We start from the raw sequence: 16,491 nt of genomic DNA, 5'->3' as shown, positions 1-16,491 counted from the left end.
GGCAGCTTTAATCTGGAAAGAGGCCGCCGATGCGGTTCGGGCAATCGGCGGCCCAGAGGGGCGGATTGTCAAGGATCCGCCTCTTCTCAGGAGGTTTTATTTAATGTAGCCGGCTTTGGTCATTTCGCGGGTTGCCAGCTGCTGTGCGCTCTTCAACGCCTGATCGACCGAAATCTGGCCGGCAAGGGCTGCCGAGAACTGCTGGCCCACCGCCGTGCCGATGCCCTGGAATTCCGGGATCGCCACGAACTGGACGCCGACATAGGGGACCGGCTTGACGGTCGGCTTGGTCGGGTCGGCCGAGTTGATCGAATCGAGCGTCATCTTGGCGAAGGGGGCAGCCTTCTGATACTCCGCATTCGCATAAAGCGAGGTGCGGGTGCCGGGAGGTGCATTCAGCCAGCCTTCCTTCTCGGCAACAAGGTTGGTGTAGTCCTTGCTCGTTGCCCAGGCGACGAATTTCTCGGCGGCTTCGACCTTCTGCGAGCCTGCCGGAATAGCGAGGTTCCAGGCCCAGAGCCAGTTGCCGCGCTTGCCGAGGCCCTTGTCCGGAGCGAGCGCGAAGCTGACCTTGTCGGCGACCTGCGACTGCTTCGGATCGGAGACGAAGGACGCGGCGACCGTTGCATCGATCCACATCCCGCACTTGCCGGTCTGGAACAGCGCCAGGTTCTCGTTGAAACCGTTGGAGGAGGCGCCCGGAGGGCCGGCTTCCTTCATCAGGTTGACGTAGAAGGTCAGCGTGTCCTTCCACTCGGGCTGATCGAACTGCGGCTTCCACTTCTCATCGAACCAGCGCGCCCCGAAGGAGTTCGACATCGCCGTCAGGAAGGCCATGTTTTCGCCCCAACCGGCTTTGCCGCGCAGGCAGATGCCGTAGATTTCCTTGTCCTTGTTGGTGATCTTCTTCGCAGCGTCTGCGATGAAGTCCCAGGTCGGCGCATCGGGCATCTTCAGACCGGCGGCGTCGAAAAGATCCTTGCGGTACATGACCATCGAGCTTTCGCCATAGAACGGCGCTGCATAGAGCTTGCCGTCCATGCTGATGCCGCTGCGGATGGCCGGCAGCAGGTCGTTGACGTCATAGGCGTCGCCGAGGTTGTCGAGCGGCAGCAGCCAGCCCTGCTTCGCCCAGATCGGAACTTCATAGGTGCCGATCGTCAGAACGTCGTACTGGCCGCCCTTGGTCGCGATGTCGGTCGTGACCTTCTGGCGCAGCACGTTTTCTTCGAGGGTGACCCATTCAAGGTCGATGCCGGGATTCTTCGCCTTGAAATCATCCGTCAGCTTCTGCATCCGGATCATGTCGCCGTTGTTCACGGTCGCGATTGTCAGCGTTTCGGCCGAAGCCATGCTGGCAAACGCCAATGCTGAGCAGGCGCCCAGCAGGAAAGTTCTCAATGTCATATCTTCCTCCCAGAAGACGAGATGTGAGCATTCGCTTTGCTCATGAGCAATTACTCACCACTCGACGAAAAATGTCAATCGGCAATCGTTGCTGCGATGCCGAAGACAAAGGTCTTCCCTTTGATTTGATTGAGATATTTTTTGCTCAGCTTTTGAGCAAAAATTCGGCCGTCTCTTCGTCGGTGATCAGAGCGTTAATCTGATGGCCGACAACGGCCGCTCTGATCGCCTTGAATTTGCGCTTGCCTTTGGCGAGCCCGATGACCATCGATGCCTCGCGGGATGGGATCGGCGCCGAGGCGACGCGCTCGTTGATCGGGTTGTCGAGCAGCTTGCCGTCGACATCGAAGATCCAGCCGCAGATTTCACCGACGGCGCCCCCGCGCATCAGTTCCATCATCTCGTCCTTTTCCAGAAAGCCGTCGACGCAGAGCGGCCCGTCGATGCCGAGCTCGCCGATGCCGACGAAGGTGACGTCGGCCTGCGCGCTCATGTCGAGCGTCGAGCGCACCAGTTGCTGGCCATGCAGCAGCTCCCGTTCTTCGGCCGAGGTGACGAGCACCGGCAGCGGCATCGGATAGTGCCGCGCCTTCACCGCATCCGCCATGCTGAAGATGACGTTGTAATAGGCGGCCGAACCGTCCGGCGCGATATTGCCGGTCAACGAGACGATCCGGTGATTGGGACATTCGATCGCCGGAAGCTGGTCGACCGCCGCCTTCAGCGTGCGGCCGGTGCCGACCGCCAGCACGATCGGTTCCGGCCGCTTCAGCCAGCGCTCGATCTCGGCCGCACCCGCCTCGGCGATGCCGACGGTGGTCGATGAGGAACCCGCGTCGCTCGGCACCACCTCCACATGTTTCAGCCCGAATTTTCGCCGCAGCTGGTTGGCAAGCTCGAGGCAGGCGGCGATCGGATGGTCGAGCCGCACTTTGATCAGACGCTCGGCGACCGCAAGCGAGACCAGCCGCTGCGCCGATTGCCGTGAAATGCCCATCGCGGCGGCGATTTCATCCTGCGTGCGTCCGGCGACGTAATAAAGCCAGCCGGCACGGGCTGCATCGTCGAGCCGTGCAGGGGTCTCTGATCTTTTTGCCATCTACTGCCTACCGCGCAAAATGAGCCGGCTTGCCGCCGCCGGCTTGATGTGAGTCTCTATGCGCCAGATCAAAACAAAATTCCCGAAAATGTCGAGCCTGTTGACGCCACCGCTCAGGCAAACCATTGCATGACGAAATAAATCGACGCCTTTGCGAGACCGTAGATCACGCTGCCGGCAATGACGAGCGACACAGTCGTCATGATAAAGCCGATGAGCGCGAAGAGCCCGTCACGCCCCATGATGCCGAAAGCGAAGACCGAGATGGTGATCGCCGGCAGGATGTTGCCGAGCGGAACCGGCAGAACCAGCACGATCGAAAGCAGCAGACAGGCAGGGCCGGCGAAATATTCCGCCGGCGGCTCGGCGAAGATCGCAAGCCGCGGCTTCAGCATGCGCTCCGCCCAGGCGAGCCAGCGGTGGATGCGGCCGACGATGGTCTCGAAGTCTTCCCGCCGCATCGACCGGTTTGCGATCGCCTTCGGCAGCCAGGGCTTCAGCCCGAAGGTCAATTGCACCGCCAGGAGAACCAGCGGCGCGCCCAGCACTGCCGAGGTGCCGGGCGGGGTGGGAAAGGCGTTCGGCAGCGCGAAGATCAGCATCAGAGCACTGATCGCCCTGTCACCCATCGTCTCGAACAGATCGCCGATCGAGATCCACTGCCGGCTTCGGTCGCCTGCCAGCTGCCGCAGGACCGCTGAGAGGCGGCGGCCTTTGGGACGTGGCGGACGGGGTCTTCTGCGTCTATTGGAATCGGCGTTTTCGATGGTCATGATACCGGTAGATGATGGAGGTGCGGATTGCGATTTTGGCCGCGCAATATGCCAATTGAATGACTTAAGGGACAGGAAATCAATGAAAGACCTGTCGGCGGCGATTCACGTTCGACCGTCGCTCCTTTGCGCCGCAAGCGCATGGCAGGCAGATGCATGAAGGCTTGAAATTCCCGGCCAACAGTGCGAGCAGACGCTGAAGGCCAGAGAAACGGCAGGCAGGCAATGATTATTTCATTCGACATCGGCGGCTCCGCCATCAAGGGCGGCATCGCCCGCTCCGAGACAGACGTCGTCCCCCTCGGCCGCCGTCCGACGCCGAAGGAGGATTTTGCCGCTTTCGTCGAGACCCTGTGCAGCATTATCGCCGAGACCGGCGAACAGCCGAGCCGCATTGCCCTGTCGATCGCTGGCGTCGTCGATCCCGATACCCAGCGCCTGACCTGCGCCAACATTCCCTGCATCCACGACCGCACGCTCGCAGCCGACCTAGAAGCCGAACTCGCCCTGCCTGTTTTGATCGCCAATGACGCCGACTGTTTCGCCATGGCTGAAGCCGGTCTCGGAGCCGGCCGCGGCCACCGTATCGTCTTCGGCGCCATTCTCGGCACCGGTGTCGGTGGCGGCCTGGTCGCCGATGGGCGCCTCGTCAACGAGGCCGGAGGTTTTGCCGGCGAATGGGGTCATGGACCGATCATCGCATCGGCGGCCGGCCATCCTCCCGTCGCCATTCCCGCCTATGCCTGCGGCTGCGGCCAGAAGGGCTGTGTCGACACCGTTGGCGGCGCGCGCGGCCTGGAGCGCCTGCACAAGACGCTGCATGATCTCGACCTTGCGAGCGAAGAAATCATCGATCAGTGGCGGCGCGGCGAGGAGAAGGCAACCCGCACCATCGACGTCTATGTCGATCTCGTCGCCTCGCCGCTCGCCCTGACGATCAACATCACCGGCGCGACCATCGTGCCGGTCGGCGGCGGGCTTTCCAATGTCGAGCCGCTGCTGGCCAAGCTCGACCGGGCGGTGCGCACCCGCACCCTGCGCAAGTTCGACCGTCCGCTGGTGGTGCCGAGCGAATGCCGCATCGAGCCAGGCCTGATCGGCGCAGCGCTGCTGGGACTGAAAGCCGATGCCGCTGCATCCTAAAGCACCGGCCACATCCGTACGATCGCTGCGAACCGGTCCCAGTCCTTGCGTTCCAGGGGCGTCCAGGCGGCTTCGGCGACGGCCGAAAGGCGCGGGAAGACCAGCCGGTTGAAATAGGCGCCAGAGAGGAAGTTTTCAGTCCAGATGCAGGCTTGGACGCCGCGCATCTTCTCGCGTAGCGTATCCGGCAACTCGCCCTCGGCCTCGTAAGCATAGCTATGTTCCGGTGGCGCATGGCCCGCCCAGCTCGCACCGGGCTCGGACCAGGCTTCCGCCTGCGCCATGTCGAGATAATAGGCTTGGCCCGGCGTCATCACCACATCGTAGCCTTGCTGCGCCAGCTCGATGCCGACAGCGTGCTTTTCCCAGGCCATCAGCAAAGTACCGTCGCGATCGACGCCGCCGCCATGTGAGACTTCGTTCCAGCCAGCGAGCTTCCTGCCGCGCTCCGACAACATGGCCTTAATCCGTTTCAGGAAATAGGATTGCAGCTCCGCGGTGCCGGCAATTTTCTCCCGTTCCATCAGCGCCTTGCAAAGCGGCGAGGAAAGCCAGGCGCCGCTTGCGACCTCGTCGCCGCCGATATGAATATGTTCGCCGGGAAACAGCGTGACCATCTCGTCGAACACCTTGCCGAGAAATTCATAGGTGAATTCGATCGCCGGGTTGAGGGCATTGTTGGAATAACCCTGCACGGCGCGGTAGCTGTCCGGCGCCTCCTGCCCGTCGACGAGGCCGGGCAATGACAACAGCGTCGCGGTGCTATGGCCGGGAACATCGATTTCCGGCACCACCTCGACATGCAGAGAGGCGGCATGCGCGACGATCCGCCTGACATCCTCCTGCGAGTAATGGCCGTAGCGCGGTTTCGCCCCGTCACCAAGCTGCGGCACGAGCACCTCGTCCGGGCCATGCCGCGCGCCGATCTCCGTAAGCTGGGGATAGGCCTTGATCTCCAGCCGCCAGGCTTCGTCGTCGGTCAGGTGCCAATGGAAGACGTTGAGCTTGTTCCAGGCGAGGATATCGATTAGCCGCATGACGTCAGCCACCGGATAGAACTGTCTGGCCACGTCGAGATGGCAGCCGCGCCAGTCATAACGCGGCTGGTCGGCGATCGTGCCGAAATTCGGAAATCTGAAGCTCTCCCGATCGGCACGCGCGCCGTGCATGAGTTGCGCCAGACTGATCAGGCCACTGTGTCGACCCGTCGCATCCGCGCTGGAGAGCACGACCTCATGCGTGGTAAATCGTATTTCATAGGCGAACGCAGCGATCGATGATTCGGTAACGAAACGAATAGCGCGCCCGCCCTTTACGCCGCAGAGCGAGAACGGCACGTTTTTGGCCGGATAGAGCCGCTGGTAAAGCGAAAGAACCAGGGACAACGCCTTGACCGCGTCGGGTCGCGTGCTCTCGGCCGGATAAAGGACGACCGGCAGTTCCCCCGCCTTCAGCGCGAGCGCCAGCGGCCAGGGCAGCAGCGAATACGGTTCCTCCACCCGGCCCGGCGGCAGAAGCGGCGGCGCAATGCCGCCATCCCGGCCTTCGAGAAGGAGATCGCCGAAACCGACAGGAACATGGCGCCCGTCGCCAAGTGTCAGATAGGCCGATTTGACCCCTGATGTCACATGTTTCGGTTCTCGGGTCAGCCCCTCGACGGTGAACCGCCAGTGGCCGCCCGGCGGCACGCTCAGTCCCTCGGGCGGGCTGAATTCATGGAAATGCGCGAGCTGTCGCTCCAGGCTGCCGCCATCGCAGACATATTTGTCGGCAACCCGCGTCTCCGACGTATAGGCGAGCGAGAAGCCGGAGAGAGGCTCGGCTGAAAGATTGAAGAGAGTGAAGATCAAGCGCCCGAAACTGCCTTCGACCGGGTGCCAGCTTGTTTCCAGACGATAATCGGCCATGGTCGCGCCTCCCCTGTCAATGGACGGCCGGGATTACGGCTCGCGCCCCGGCATGCTTTCAAAAGCTTAGCTTTTTCGAGACGGCAATGGAATCGGCGCGAGTCGAGACGAAGCGGGCAGTGATGAGAACCGTGAGAGTGTGACCTGCAAGGAAAACGGCGCGGCTTTCGCCGCGCCGTCCTCACTCGGCTGCCAACGCCGGCGGATGTCTGTCATCCGCCTCTTCCTGGATGGCGTCGGCATCCCGGCCTGGCTCGTCCTTTGCCTTCGGCTCGCGGCCGAAGAAAAGAGCGTAACCGGCCGGCAGAACCAGAATGGTGAGCACTGTCGCGACCAGGATGCCGCCCATCATGGCGAAGGCGAGCGGACCCCAGAAGACGCCGCGCGAGATCGGGATCAGCGCCAGCACAGCCGTCAGCGCCGTCAGCATGATCGGCCGGAAACGACGCACGGCAGCCCCGACGATCGCCTCCTGCCGGTGCATGCCGGCCTTGATATCCTGGTCGATCTGGTCGACCAGGATGATCGAGTTGCGCATGATGATGCCGAGCAGCGCAATGACGCCCAGGATCGCCACGAAGCCGAAGGGCGCGCCGCTGATCAGCAGGGCGGCCGCAGCCCCGATGATGCCGAGCGGACCGGTGGCAAGCACCAGCATCGCCTTGCCGAAATGCTGCAGCTGCACCATCAGCAGCACGATGATGACGGCAAGCATGATCGGCGCCTTTGCGGCGATCGACATCTGGCTTTCCGCCGCATCCTCGGCGCCGCCCTGGATCTCGACGTTGTAACCGGCCGGCAGGCTGTCGCGCAGGTCCTTCATGTCGGCATACATCTTCATGACGACGTCGTTCGGCTGCACGCCATCCGGCAGCGTCGCGCGCACCGTGATCGTCGGCAGCCGGTCGCGCCGCCATTCGATGCCCTGCTCCATGACGGGCACGACCTTGGCGACCTGCGAGACTGGCACGAAGCCACCGAAATCGGTCGGGACATAGACGGAATTCACCGCCGACAGCAGCGAGCGGCTGGCGTCCGGCTCGCGGGCGACGATCGAGACCGTCTCCTCGCCATCACGGAAATCATCGAGCGGCGCCCCGGACATGGCGGTCTGCAGCATCTGGCGCACGCGCTGCGAGGTCACGCCCAGCGCCCGGGCACGATCCTGGTCGATCACCAGCTTCATCGCCGGCACCGGTTCCAGCCAGTCGTCGTGAATGGCGCCGAGCATCGGATTGGCCGTAAAGCGCGCCTTCACCTGATCGGCGATCGCTCGCACTTCCTGACGATCAGGCCCCATGATGCGCATCTGCACCGGCCAGCCGGTGGGCGGGCCGAGGAAGAGGCGGTCGACCTTGCCGCGGATCGATGGGAAGTCTTCGGCAAGAATGGTGCGCAGCTTGACGATCAAGCGTTCGCGCGCCGGCTCGTCCTTCGCCATGACCAGCAGCTGGGCGAAATTCGGATTGCGCAACTGCTGATCGAGCGGCAGGAAGAAGCGCGGTGCGCCTTCGCCGATATAGGTGGCGATGAACCGCTTGTCGGGATCATCCATCATCTTCGCTTCGAGCGCCTTTGCCTGCACCTCGACTTCTTTGATGCTGGTGCCCTCGGGCAGCCACAGATCGACGAGAATCTCAGGCCGCGACGACTGCGGGAAGAAATTCTGCGGAATGAACTGGAATGCCCAGAGGCTGGTGACGAAGGTGCCGAGCGTCAACAGCAGCACGATCACCCGATGGCGAACCGCCCAGCCGACCGTGCCGCGCAGTCGGCGGTAGAAGCTCGTGTCGAAAGCATCGCGGTGCTCGCCGGCGTGATGGCGCTGCTTGAGGATCATGTAGCCGAGCCATGGCGTGAAATAGACCGCGACGAACCACGAGGTAACAAGCGCGATGCCGACGACATAAAACAGCGAACGCACATATTCGCCGGCCGTCGATGCGGCGAAACCGACGGGAATGAAGCCGGCCGTCGTGATCAACGTACCGGTCAGCATCGGGAAGGCCGTCGAGGAATAGGCAAAGCTTGCCGCCTCGAGTTTGACCAGCCCCTCCTCCAGCTTTCGCTCCATCATTTCGACGACAATCATCGCATCGTCGACGAGCAGGCCGAGCGCGATGATCAGCGCGCCGAGCGAGATGCGCTGCAGGTCGATGCCGAGTTCGTACATCAGTGCGAAAGTGGCGGCGAGCACCAGCGGAATGGCGATGGCGATGACGAGGCCGGAGCGCCAGCCGATCGACAGGAACGAGACGACGAGCACGATGACAAGCGCTTCGCCGAGCGCATGCATGAATTCGCTGACCGCGTCCGTCACGACGTCGGGCTGGTTGGCGATCTGGTCGACCGCGACGCCGTAAGGCAGAGCTTCCTCGAAGCGCTGATAGGTCGCCTCCACGCCCTTGCCGACATCGGTGACGTTGAAGCCCTTGGCCATGACGACGCCGACCTGAACGCTGTCATGGCCATTGAACCGGTATTTGCGCTGGTAGGGATCCTCGAGCCCGGAACTGACGGTGGCGATATCGCCGAGGCGGGTCACCTGGCCGCCTGCGCGAAGGCGCAGCTCGCGGATATCGGCCACCTTCTTCATGTCGCCTTCGACTGAAATGCGCACCGAGCGCAGACCGGTATCGACCGAGCCTGCCGGATCGACATTGTTCTGGCCCTTGATGGCGTTCTGCAGGTCGAGGACCGTCAGGCCGCGCTCGGCAAGCGCCTTGGACGAAACGTCGATATAGATCTTCTCAGGCTGGTCGCCGATGATGACGGCCTTCTCGACGCCCGGTGTCGTCAGCAGCATGTCGCGCGCCTGGATCGCGAATTTCTTCAGTTCCGGATAGGAATAACCCTCGCCGCTGATCGAATGCAGCGTGATGAAGGTATCGCCGAACTCGTCGTTGAAATAGGGACCGAGCAGGCCCTGCGGCAGTTCGCTGGAAATGTCGCCGACCTTCTTGCGCACCTGGTAGAAGGCATCCGCCACCTCCTGTGAATTGGTGTCGCCCTTGACCTGCAGGGTGATGATCGCACTGCCCGCCCGCGTATAGGACTTGACCCAGTCGATATGCGGCGTCTCCTGCAGCTTGCGTTCGATCTTGTTGACGACCTGATCTTCCATTTCCTGAATGGAAGCGCCCGGCCAGATTGCCTGCACGACCATGACGCGGAAAGTGAATTCCGGATCTTCGCGCTGGCCCATGCGCATCAGGCCGAGCACGCCGGTGATGATGATCAGCCCGAAGAGGAAGCGGGCGATGCTTGGATGCCCGATCGCCCAGCGCGACAGATTGAAGGGCCGCTTTTCGGTGTTGGCGTCCATGGTCATGTTTCCTTTGGAGCATGATGCCGAAAAGTGTCAGCGGTTTTCGGGAACATCATGCTCAAATTGCTTTAATTGCGCGATCAACGCACGGTCTGGTCGGTATCGGCCGAGGCCGATTGCTGCTCCGGCACCTTCACCTTCAGGTTCTCACTCATGAACTGGGTGCCGGCGGCAACGACGAGATCGCCGCTATCGAGGCCCTCGGTCACATGCACGCCATCGCCGGTGAAATCGGCGACCTTGATATCGCGGCCATGTACCGTCGCCGTGTCGCGGTCGACCGTCCAGACCATTTGCTTGCCGTGCTTCTCGGCCAGCGCGGTAAGCGGGATCGAGACATAGCTGTTATCGTTGTTGACGTCGGTTTCGATCGTCGCGGTCATGCCGAGCAACACGCGAGGATCGTTCGGCAGGCTCACGCGAACGGCAAAGGTGCGCGACTGCTGGTCGGCGCTGCCGGAAACCTCCCGCACCTTGCCGTCGAGCACCAGCTTGTCATCCGCCCAGAAGCGGGCCTTGACCGTCTTGCCGGGCTTGAATTCGGCAATGTCGTTTTCCGGAACCGCGATCTGCACTTCCTTCTCGCCTTCGACGGCAACGGTGACGACGGGGCTGCCGGAGCCGACGACCTGGCCGATATCGGCATTGATCGATGTCACGATGCCATTCTGCCCCGCCTTGAGATCGGTATAGCTCACCTGATTCTTCGCCTGGCCCAGCGCCGCGAGCGCTGCATCGCGCTGCGAGATCGCCTGATCATGGCTGAGCGCGGCCTGCTCGAGCTGCGACTTCGGGGCGACGCTCTTGTCGAACAGCTGCTCGGCGCGCTTGTTGGCGAGATCGGCGGTTTCGACGCCCCTTTCGGCCGCGGCGAGATTGGCCTCTGCCGTCTTGACCGCGAGCTGGTAGTCCGTGGCGTCGACGCGGGCGAGAACGTCGCCGGGCGTCACCCGGTCACCAATATCGACGAGACGCTCCGTGATCTTGCCCGCCACCCGGAAGCCGAGGTTCATTTCCGTCCGCGCCTTGACCGACCCCGAATAATCGAGCTTGCGGGTATCGTCGGCCTTGGCGATCTCCACGACCTTCACCGGCCGGATGACTTCCTTGACCTCAGCTTTTTCTTCCGAGCAGGCGGAAACGCCGATCCCGACGGCGCCGACGAGCGCGAGGCTCGCGACGGACGGCATGCGATTGCTGAGGATCTTGAGCGAAAACATCTTCCGCACTCCTGGAATGTTTCGGGGGATCGACGGCGGCTGCCGTCGGTTATTTCTTGAGCGCCCTGATGACGTAGTCGATCAGTTCGTCGACGCTTGCGCGGTTGGTTTTCGCAAGACATTGCGCCACCATCTGCGGATGACAGAGATTGATCGTCGCCGCGCCGAAACACCGTGAGGCGACGACCGGGTCCTGCTCGGCGAACTCGCCGGCTGCGATGCCTTCGGCGATGATCTCGGCGATGAGATCATGGACGCGATCGATATGTTTCTCGATGACATGCCAGTCGCGCTCGATCGCGACCACGATCATCTCATGCACCTTCATCTCGTCGAGCATCGTATCCATAGTCCATTGATACTGGGTCTCGACATAAAGGCGCAGGCGTTCGCTGGCGCTGAGCGGCTGGTGGCGGATGTCGTAGGCGAGCTGATAGCAGGTGGCGAGCATGCGTCCGCAGAGCGCCTGATGGATCTCCACCTTCGAAGCGAAGAAACGATAAATATTGGCCGGCGACATGCCGAGATCGCGAGCGATGTCGGCCACCGTCGTCTTGCTGTAGCCGTAGTGGCGGAACAGCCGCTCGGCCGCGTCGAGAATGCGCGTGACATTCTCCTGCCGCGTGACGTCGAGCGTATTTTCCGCGATGTCGTTCATGAGTTTTGGTACCTCGAGTTACGACTGACGATTTTCGAATTTCGTCAGTCGTAAAATATCATGCGTCATTTGTCAATGCCGCCTGCGTGGCGCGAGCGGCTGAGCGTGATGAATTTCGAAACGATGTGACGATGAGCGTCGGCCACAATTGGAAAGTGCCGCGACGTCAGACGCGCGGCACTTCCTCGGCGGCAGCAAATAATCAGGCGAGCTTGACGTCGAGCGTGATCGGAACGGCGGCGAGCGCCTTGGAAATCGGGCAGCCGGCTTTCGCCTTGTTGGCGAGTTCGGTGAAGGTCGCCTCGTCGGCACCGGGAATGCGGCCGGAAAGTGAGAGATGGATGGCAGTGACGGCGAAGCCACCCTCGACGCTTTCGAGCGTCACCTTGGCCGAGGTTTCCATATGCTCGGCGGTGAAACCGGCTTCGCCGAGGATGAGCGACAGCGCCATGGTGAAGCAGCCGGCATGGGCAGCACCAATCAGCTCTTCCGGGTTGGTGCCGGGAATGCCTTCGAAGCGGCTGGCAAAGCCGTAGGGATAGTCCGTCAGGGCGCCGCTCTGGGTCGAGATCAGGCCCTTGCCGTCCTTGAGGCCGCCGCTCCAATGAGCCGAAGCCGTGCGATTGATCTGCATGCCGTCCTCCTGTTTCGATGGTTTTGAGGAAGCGGCAGGGCGCCGCTCCATGCCTGAGGGAGATGGATAGGCTCCCGCCGGACAATATAACGCTCTATCCTGAGAAGACGACAGGCTCGTAAAAATCGGCGGAATAGAAAGCCTTTCAGGCGGGATGCTGCTGCACGCTGAGACCGCCGTCGATCGTCAGGCAGGTGGCGTTCATGAACGGGCATTCGTCGGAGATCATGAACACTGCCGCCATAGCGATCTCTTCCGGAGTTGCGATCCGCCCGGCCGGATGCAGCTCCATTGTCTCGGCCTTGGCGGCCTCCGGATCGGGGAAGCTGTTCCAGTAGTCGATCACCTTCTGCGTCGAGACATAGCCCGGCGCCAGCGCGTTGACCCGGATATTGCGGGGCGCGTACTCCAGGCCCAGGGATTTCGTCATGCCGAGCAGCGCATGTTTCGCCAGCGGATAGGGAAACGTGTGCGGAATGATCGTGAAGGCGTGCGTGGAGGCGATGTTGAGGATGACGCCGCCGCCGCGCTCGATAAACCCGGGCAGCACCGCCTTGCAGCAATTCCAGGCTCCCTTCAGATTGATATCGAAGCAGCGGCTCCACTCCTCGTCGGTCGTGTGGAGCGGTTCGGCAAAGACATTGACGCCGGCATTGTTGACGAGCCCATTCAATGGGCCGATCTCGTCGTTCGCCTGAGCAACCGCTCTCGTGATCGTTCCGGCATCGGTAATATCGGCCGGCAGATAACCAACCTGGCCGCCTGTGCTTGCAAGCACTCCCGCTACCTGCGCCAGCAGCGCTCCATCGCGATCGACGAGATAAACCGCAGCATTTTCCCTGAGGAAAGCCTTGGCGATCGCAAGGCCGATGCCCTGCGCAGCGCCGGTGATCAGAATATTTTTGCCCTGCAGGCGATCGCCCATCTATCTTCCCTCCGGCTGACCCGGCAGCGCCGACAGATCGATCGTGACCCTGCCTGAAAGAACCTCGCCTGGCTCAAGAGGCTTGAGCCCTCCGAAATCCGGCAGATGATGCCCATTCGGCAGGTGACTCATCGGTTCCAGGCAGAAGAAATCTGTCCGGTCGAGCCGCAGGTACAGCATGAAGCGATTGAGTGCACCATCGGCTTCCAGCGCCGCCTGGATTCCAAGTTCCGGCCAGGTGATGGCTGCCCGTCCATTCCATCCTTCGAAAGCGTTGTTCATCCACTGCTGCGGCAACACCGCACCGGACGTGAAATTGAATTCAGCGGGTACCGGGCCGGGTGCATCAGGGAGATGGTCCGACCGTTCGCTCCAGAAGCGGTCGGCTGCGATGGTCAACCGTGTTTCCGGCGTCCGTGTGAAGAAGGGATGCTGCCCCAGCCCGAAGGGCAGGACCGCCTCTCCCCTGTTCTCCACCGAAAGCGTCAGCGCCAGCCGATTGCCGCTGAGACGGATCTCTTGCCGACTAAGATAGGCATAGGGCGAGACCCGGTCGGCATCACGCGAAAAGCAGAGCTGCGCGTGCTTGGAACTCGATTCTTCCACCTGCCATGGGCTGATCCAGCCATCGCCATGCAGGTAGAGCGGGTCGTGGCAATTTCGCTGGAAGGCATAGTCGCATCCGCCGAAGGACATGGCATTGCCTTCCACGCGATTGCCGAACGGGACCAGAGGAAAACTCGCAAAGGTCCCATCCGGGCCACCTGTCGAAACGAGGAAAGGCTTGCCCCGGAATGTTGCGGCAGTGACGGCCGCGCCCTGGCGGCTGATCCTCACGGAGAGATCGCCGTGGCTCAGATCGATGCTGTCCCCGCCATGCCCTTTGCTCATCCGCGCCGCCCCGTTGCCGAAGACCTGAGATTGTCGAGCAGCACGGCGATCAGCAGGATCAGCCCGCGCACGACATACTGATAGAATGCCTGAATATTCAGGAGGTTCATAACGTTTTCGGCAATGCCCATGATCAGCACCCCGACGATAACACCGCTCATTGTCGCCCGGCCGCCGGCGAGCGAAACGCCGCCGAGGACGCAGGCCGAGATCACCGAGAGCTCGAGCCCCGTCGCCGCGTTCGGCTGGCCGGAAGTGATGCGCGAAGCAAGCAGAATGCCGGCAATTCCGCAGACGAGACCCTGCAGTGCAAAGATCCAGACGCGCATGGTGACGACATTGACGCCGGCAAGCCGCGACGCCTCGGGATTGCCGCCGATCGCCAGCGTGTTCTTTCCGAAAACGGTGCGGTTGAGCACGAAGCCGAAGAGGAGGAAAAGGATCAGCATGATCCAGATCGGCATCGGCACGGTCAGGAATCGCGATAGCGCAAGCTGGTAGAAAGCCGGATCGTTGATGCCGACGGCGCGGCCGTCCGAGGCGATCAGCGCCAGCCCGCGCACGATCTGCATGGTCGCAAGCGTCGTGATCAGCGCATTGATGCGGAACCGGGCGATGACGATGCCGTTGACGAAACCGACGACGGCGCCGCAGAGCAGGGCGGCCAAGAGCCCTACGGGAATGGAGCCCGTCGCGTTCGAGACCATTACTGCGGCCATGCCGGAGAAAGCGACGATCGATCCCACCGAAAGATCGAAATCGCGGGAGGCTAGGCAGAACATCATCGTGCAGGCGACGATGCCGATCGTGACGACCGATTGCAGCAGCCCCAGCATATTTCGCTCGGTCAGGAAATTCGGAACGAAGAGCGAGACGATCACGAAGGCGGCGGCGAAGATCACCACCAGTCCCTGTTCGCCGAGAAGGATTTTTTTCAACGAAGTCATCGTCCGTGTTCCCAGTCTTAAATGATGCCTGCGGCGTTCTTGTCGGGGAGTGCCGCCGTCAGGATGCTGCGCTCGTCGAAATCCGGGCGGGCAACATTGGCCGCCACCCTGCCCTGACACATCACCATGATGCGATCGGAGATGCCCATGACCTCGGGCAGCTCGCTTGAGATCACGACGATCGCCATGCCGCCGGCCGCCAGCTCATAAAGGATTTCATAGATTTCCGACTTCGCCCCGACATCGATGCCGCGCGTCGGTTCGTCGATCACGAGAACCTTGATACCCTGCTCGGAGAGCCAGCGGCCAAGGATGACTTTCTGCTGGTTGCCACCGGACAAGTTGATGATGTCCTGCTTGCGCGACGGCGTGCGCACCCGCAGCCGGGCGATGAACTGATCGGCCAGCGCCGCCTCCTTCTTCGGGTTCAATATGCCGAAGGGCGAGAAATGCCGGCGCGACGAGATCGCGATATTCTCTTCGATCGATCGGCCCTGGACGATGCCGTCGAACTTGCGGTCCTCCGGGCAGAGCACCATGCCGGCCCGGATCGCCGTCGTCGGATCGTTCGGCGAAACGGCAATACCGTCGATCGTTACCTCGCCCCGATGCCTGTGGTCGGCGCCGTAAAGCAGCCGCGCCATCTCGCTGCGGCCGGCGCCGACCAGCCCGAAGAAGCCGAGAATCTCACCCTGGCGGACCGAAAAACTGATTGGATTGCGCAGCCTCGGTCCCGACAGGCCCTTGACCTCAAGCCTGACGCCGCCGAGCGGGCGCTCACGCCATCCCCAGACATTGCTGATCTTGCGCCCGACCATTTCGGCAATGATCTGCTCGCGCGTCGTCTTCGCGATCTGGGCATGATGGGCGGCAAGCCTGCCGTCGCGCAGCACGGTCAGGCTGTCGCAAAGCCGAAAAATCTCGTCGAGGCGATGCGAAACATAGAGAATGACCGTTCCCTTCGCCTTCAACCTGTCGATGAGTGAAAACAGGATTTCGCTTTCACGCGAGGAAAGCGATGAGGTGGGCTCGTCGAGCGCGATGACCCGCGCCTCGAACATGACCGCCTTGGCAATCTCGACCATCTGCCGCGCGCCGATCGAAAGCGAAGCGACCTTGGCCGACGGATCGACATCGATGCCGATCTCTTCGAGTTTCGACCGCACCGTCTCGTTCAGGGTTTTGGCATCAATCACTCCGCCCTTGCCGGGAAAGCGGCCAAGCCAGAGATTTTCGGCCACCGTCAGCTCCGGAACGAGCTGCAGTTCCTGATGGATGACGATGACGCCGGCATGGAGGGCGTCGCGCACCGAGACATATTTCTGTTCTGCGCCATCGATGAGAATGCTGCCGGCATCGGCGGCCTGATCGCCCGACAGCACACGAATCAGCGTCGATTTGCCCGCGCCGTTCTCACCCATTAGGCCGTGGACGGCGCCCTTCTCGACTGAGAAAGAAACGTCCGACAGCGCCTGTACGCCGGGATAGCCCTTTGAGATATGTTTGAATTCGAGAAAAGCCATCATCACCCCACCGGAGGTTCCGGCGGCACGCTCAAG

The 16,491-nt window shown here is 62.1% G+C and carries 13 protein-coding genes; 1 reads left to right on the top strand and 12 read right to left on the bottom strand.

Going from position 1 to position 16,491, the window contains the following annotated elements; all coding sequences use genetic code 11:
- Positions 1-96: 96 nt before the first annotated feature.
- The 3 genes from HJC00_RS06285 to HJC00_RS06275 form a co-directional block, all read right to left on the bottom strand.
- Positions 97-1,407, bottom strand: coding sequence for a sugar ABC transporter substrate-binding protein (locus HJC00_RS06285; protein WP_210629747.1), 1,311 nt, complete (start codon positions 1,405-1,407; stop codon positions 97-99).
- A 145-nt stretch (positions 1,408-1,552) separates the two neighbouring features.
- Complete coding sequence (locus tag HJC00_RS06280) at positions 1,553-2,506, bottom strand: sugar-binding transcriptional regulator (protein WP_064805109.1); 954 nt, start codon at positions 2,504-2,506, stop codon at positions 1,553-1,555.
- Positions 2,507-2,619: 113 nt separating this feature from the next.
- A complete protein-coding gene (locus HJC00_RS06275) occupies positions 2,620-3,198 on the bottom strand; it encodes an exopolysaccharide biosynthesis protein (protein WP_221123019.1) in 579 nt (192 codons plus the stop codon).
- 306 nt (positions 3,199-3,504) lie between these two features.
- On the opposite strand from HJC00_RS06275, the gene HJC00_RS06270 reads away from it, so the two are divergent.
- Positions 3,505-4,422, top strand: a complete 918-nt coding sequence (locus HJC00_RS06270; RefSeq protein WP_221163775.1) for an ROK family protein — start codon at positions 3,505-3,507, stop codon at positions 4,420-4,422.
- Here HJC00_RS06270 and HJC00_RS06265 read toward each other — a convergent pair.
- The 9 genes from HJC00_RS06265 to araG form a co-directional block, all read right to left on the bottom strand.
- Positions 4,419-6,329, bottom strand: a complete 1,911-nt coding sequence (locus tag HJC00_RS06265; protein WP_221163774.1) for a beta-N-acetylhexosaminidase — start codon at positions 6,327-6,329, stop codon at positions 4,419-4,421. The two genes, HJC00_RS06270 and HJC00_RS06265, sit on opposite strands and share 4 nt — an antisense overlap.
- A gap of 181 nt (positions 6,330-6,510) precedes the next feature.
- Positions 6,511-9,654 carry an efflux RND transporter permease subunit gene (locus HJC00_RS06260; RefSeq protein ID WP_210629744.1) on the bottom strand — a complete coding sequence of 1,048 codons (3,144 nt, stop codon included), beginning with the start codon at positions 9,652-9,654 and terminating at the stop codon, positions 6,511-6,513.
- 83 nt (positions 9,655-9,737) lie between these two features.
- Entirely contained in the window at positions 9,738-10,877 is a 1,140-nt protein-coding gene (locus tag HJC00_RS06255) for an efflux RND transporter periplasmic adaptor subunit (RefSeq protein WP_210629743.1), read from the bottom strand.
- Positions 10,878-10,926: 49 nt separating this feature from the next.
- On the bottom strand, positions 10,927-11,535 hold the full coding sequence (locus HJC00_RS06250; protein ID WP_085860528.1) for a TetR family transcriptional regulator: 609 nt from the start codon (positions 11,533-11,535) through the stop codon (positions 10,927-10,929).
- A 202-nt stretch (positions 11,536-11,737) separates the two neighbouring features.
- Complete coding sequence (locus HJC00_RS06245) at positions 11,738-12,169, bottom strand: OsmC family protein (protein WP_011426902.1); 432 nt, start codon at positions 12,167-12,169, stop codon at positions 11,738-11,740.
- Positions 12,170-12,314: 145 nt separating this feature from the next.
- On the bottom strand, positions 12,315-13,094 hold the full coding sequence (locus tag HJC00_RS06240) for an SDR family oxidoreductase (RefSeq protein WP_210629742.1): 780 nt from the start codon (positions 13,092-13,094) through the stop codon (positions 12,315-12,317).
- Positions 13,095-13,985, bottom strand: a complete 891-nt coding sequence (locus tag HJC00_RS06235; RefSeq protein WP_221163773.1) for an aldose 1-epimerase — start codon at positions 13,983-13,985, stop codon at positions 13,095-13,097.
- Complete coding sequence (gene araH / locus HJC00_RS06230) at positions 13,982-14,932, bottom strand: L-arabinose ABC transporter permease AraH (protein ID WP_221122960.1); 951 nt, start codon at positions 14,930-14,932, stop codon at positions 13,982-13,984. The genes HJC00_RS06235 and araH overlap by 4 nt, the downstream gene beginning before the upstream one ends.
- A 17-nt stretch (positions 14,933-14,949) precedes the next feature.
- A complete protein-coding gene (araG, locus tag HJC00_RS06225) occupies positions 14,950-16,455 on the bottom strand; it encodes an L-arabinose ABC transporter ATP-binding protein AraG (RefSeq protein ID WP_221154474.1) in 1,506 nt (501 codons plus the stop codon).
- Between the last annotated feature and the right edge of the window lie 36 nt (positions 16,456-16,491).

This window comes from Rhizobium sp. NLR22b, from assembly GCF_019685295.1.
GTDB lineage: Bacteria > Pseudomonadota > Alphaproteobacteria > Rhizobiales > Rhizobiaceae > Rhizobium.
The sequence above is the reverse complement of the archived record's forward strand: the minus strand, read 5'-3'. Positions and strand labels throughout refer to the sequence as shown.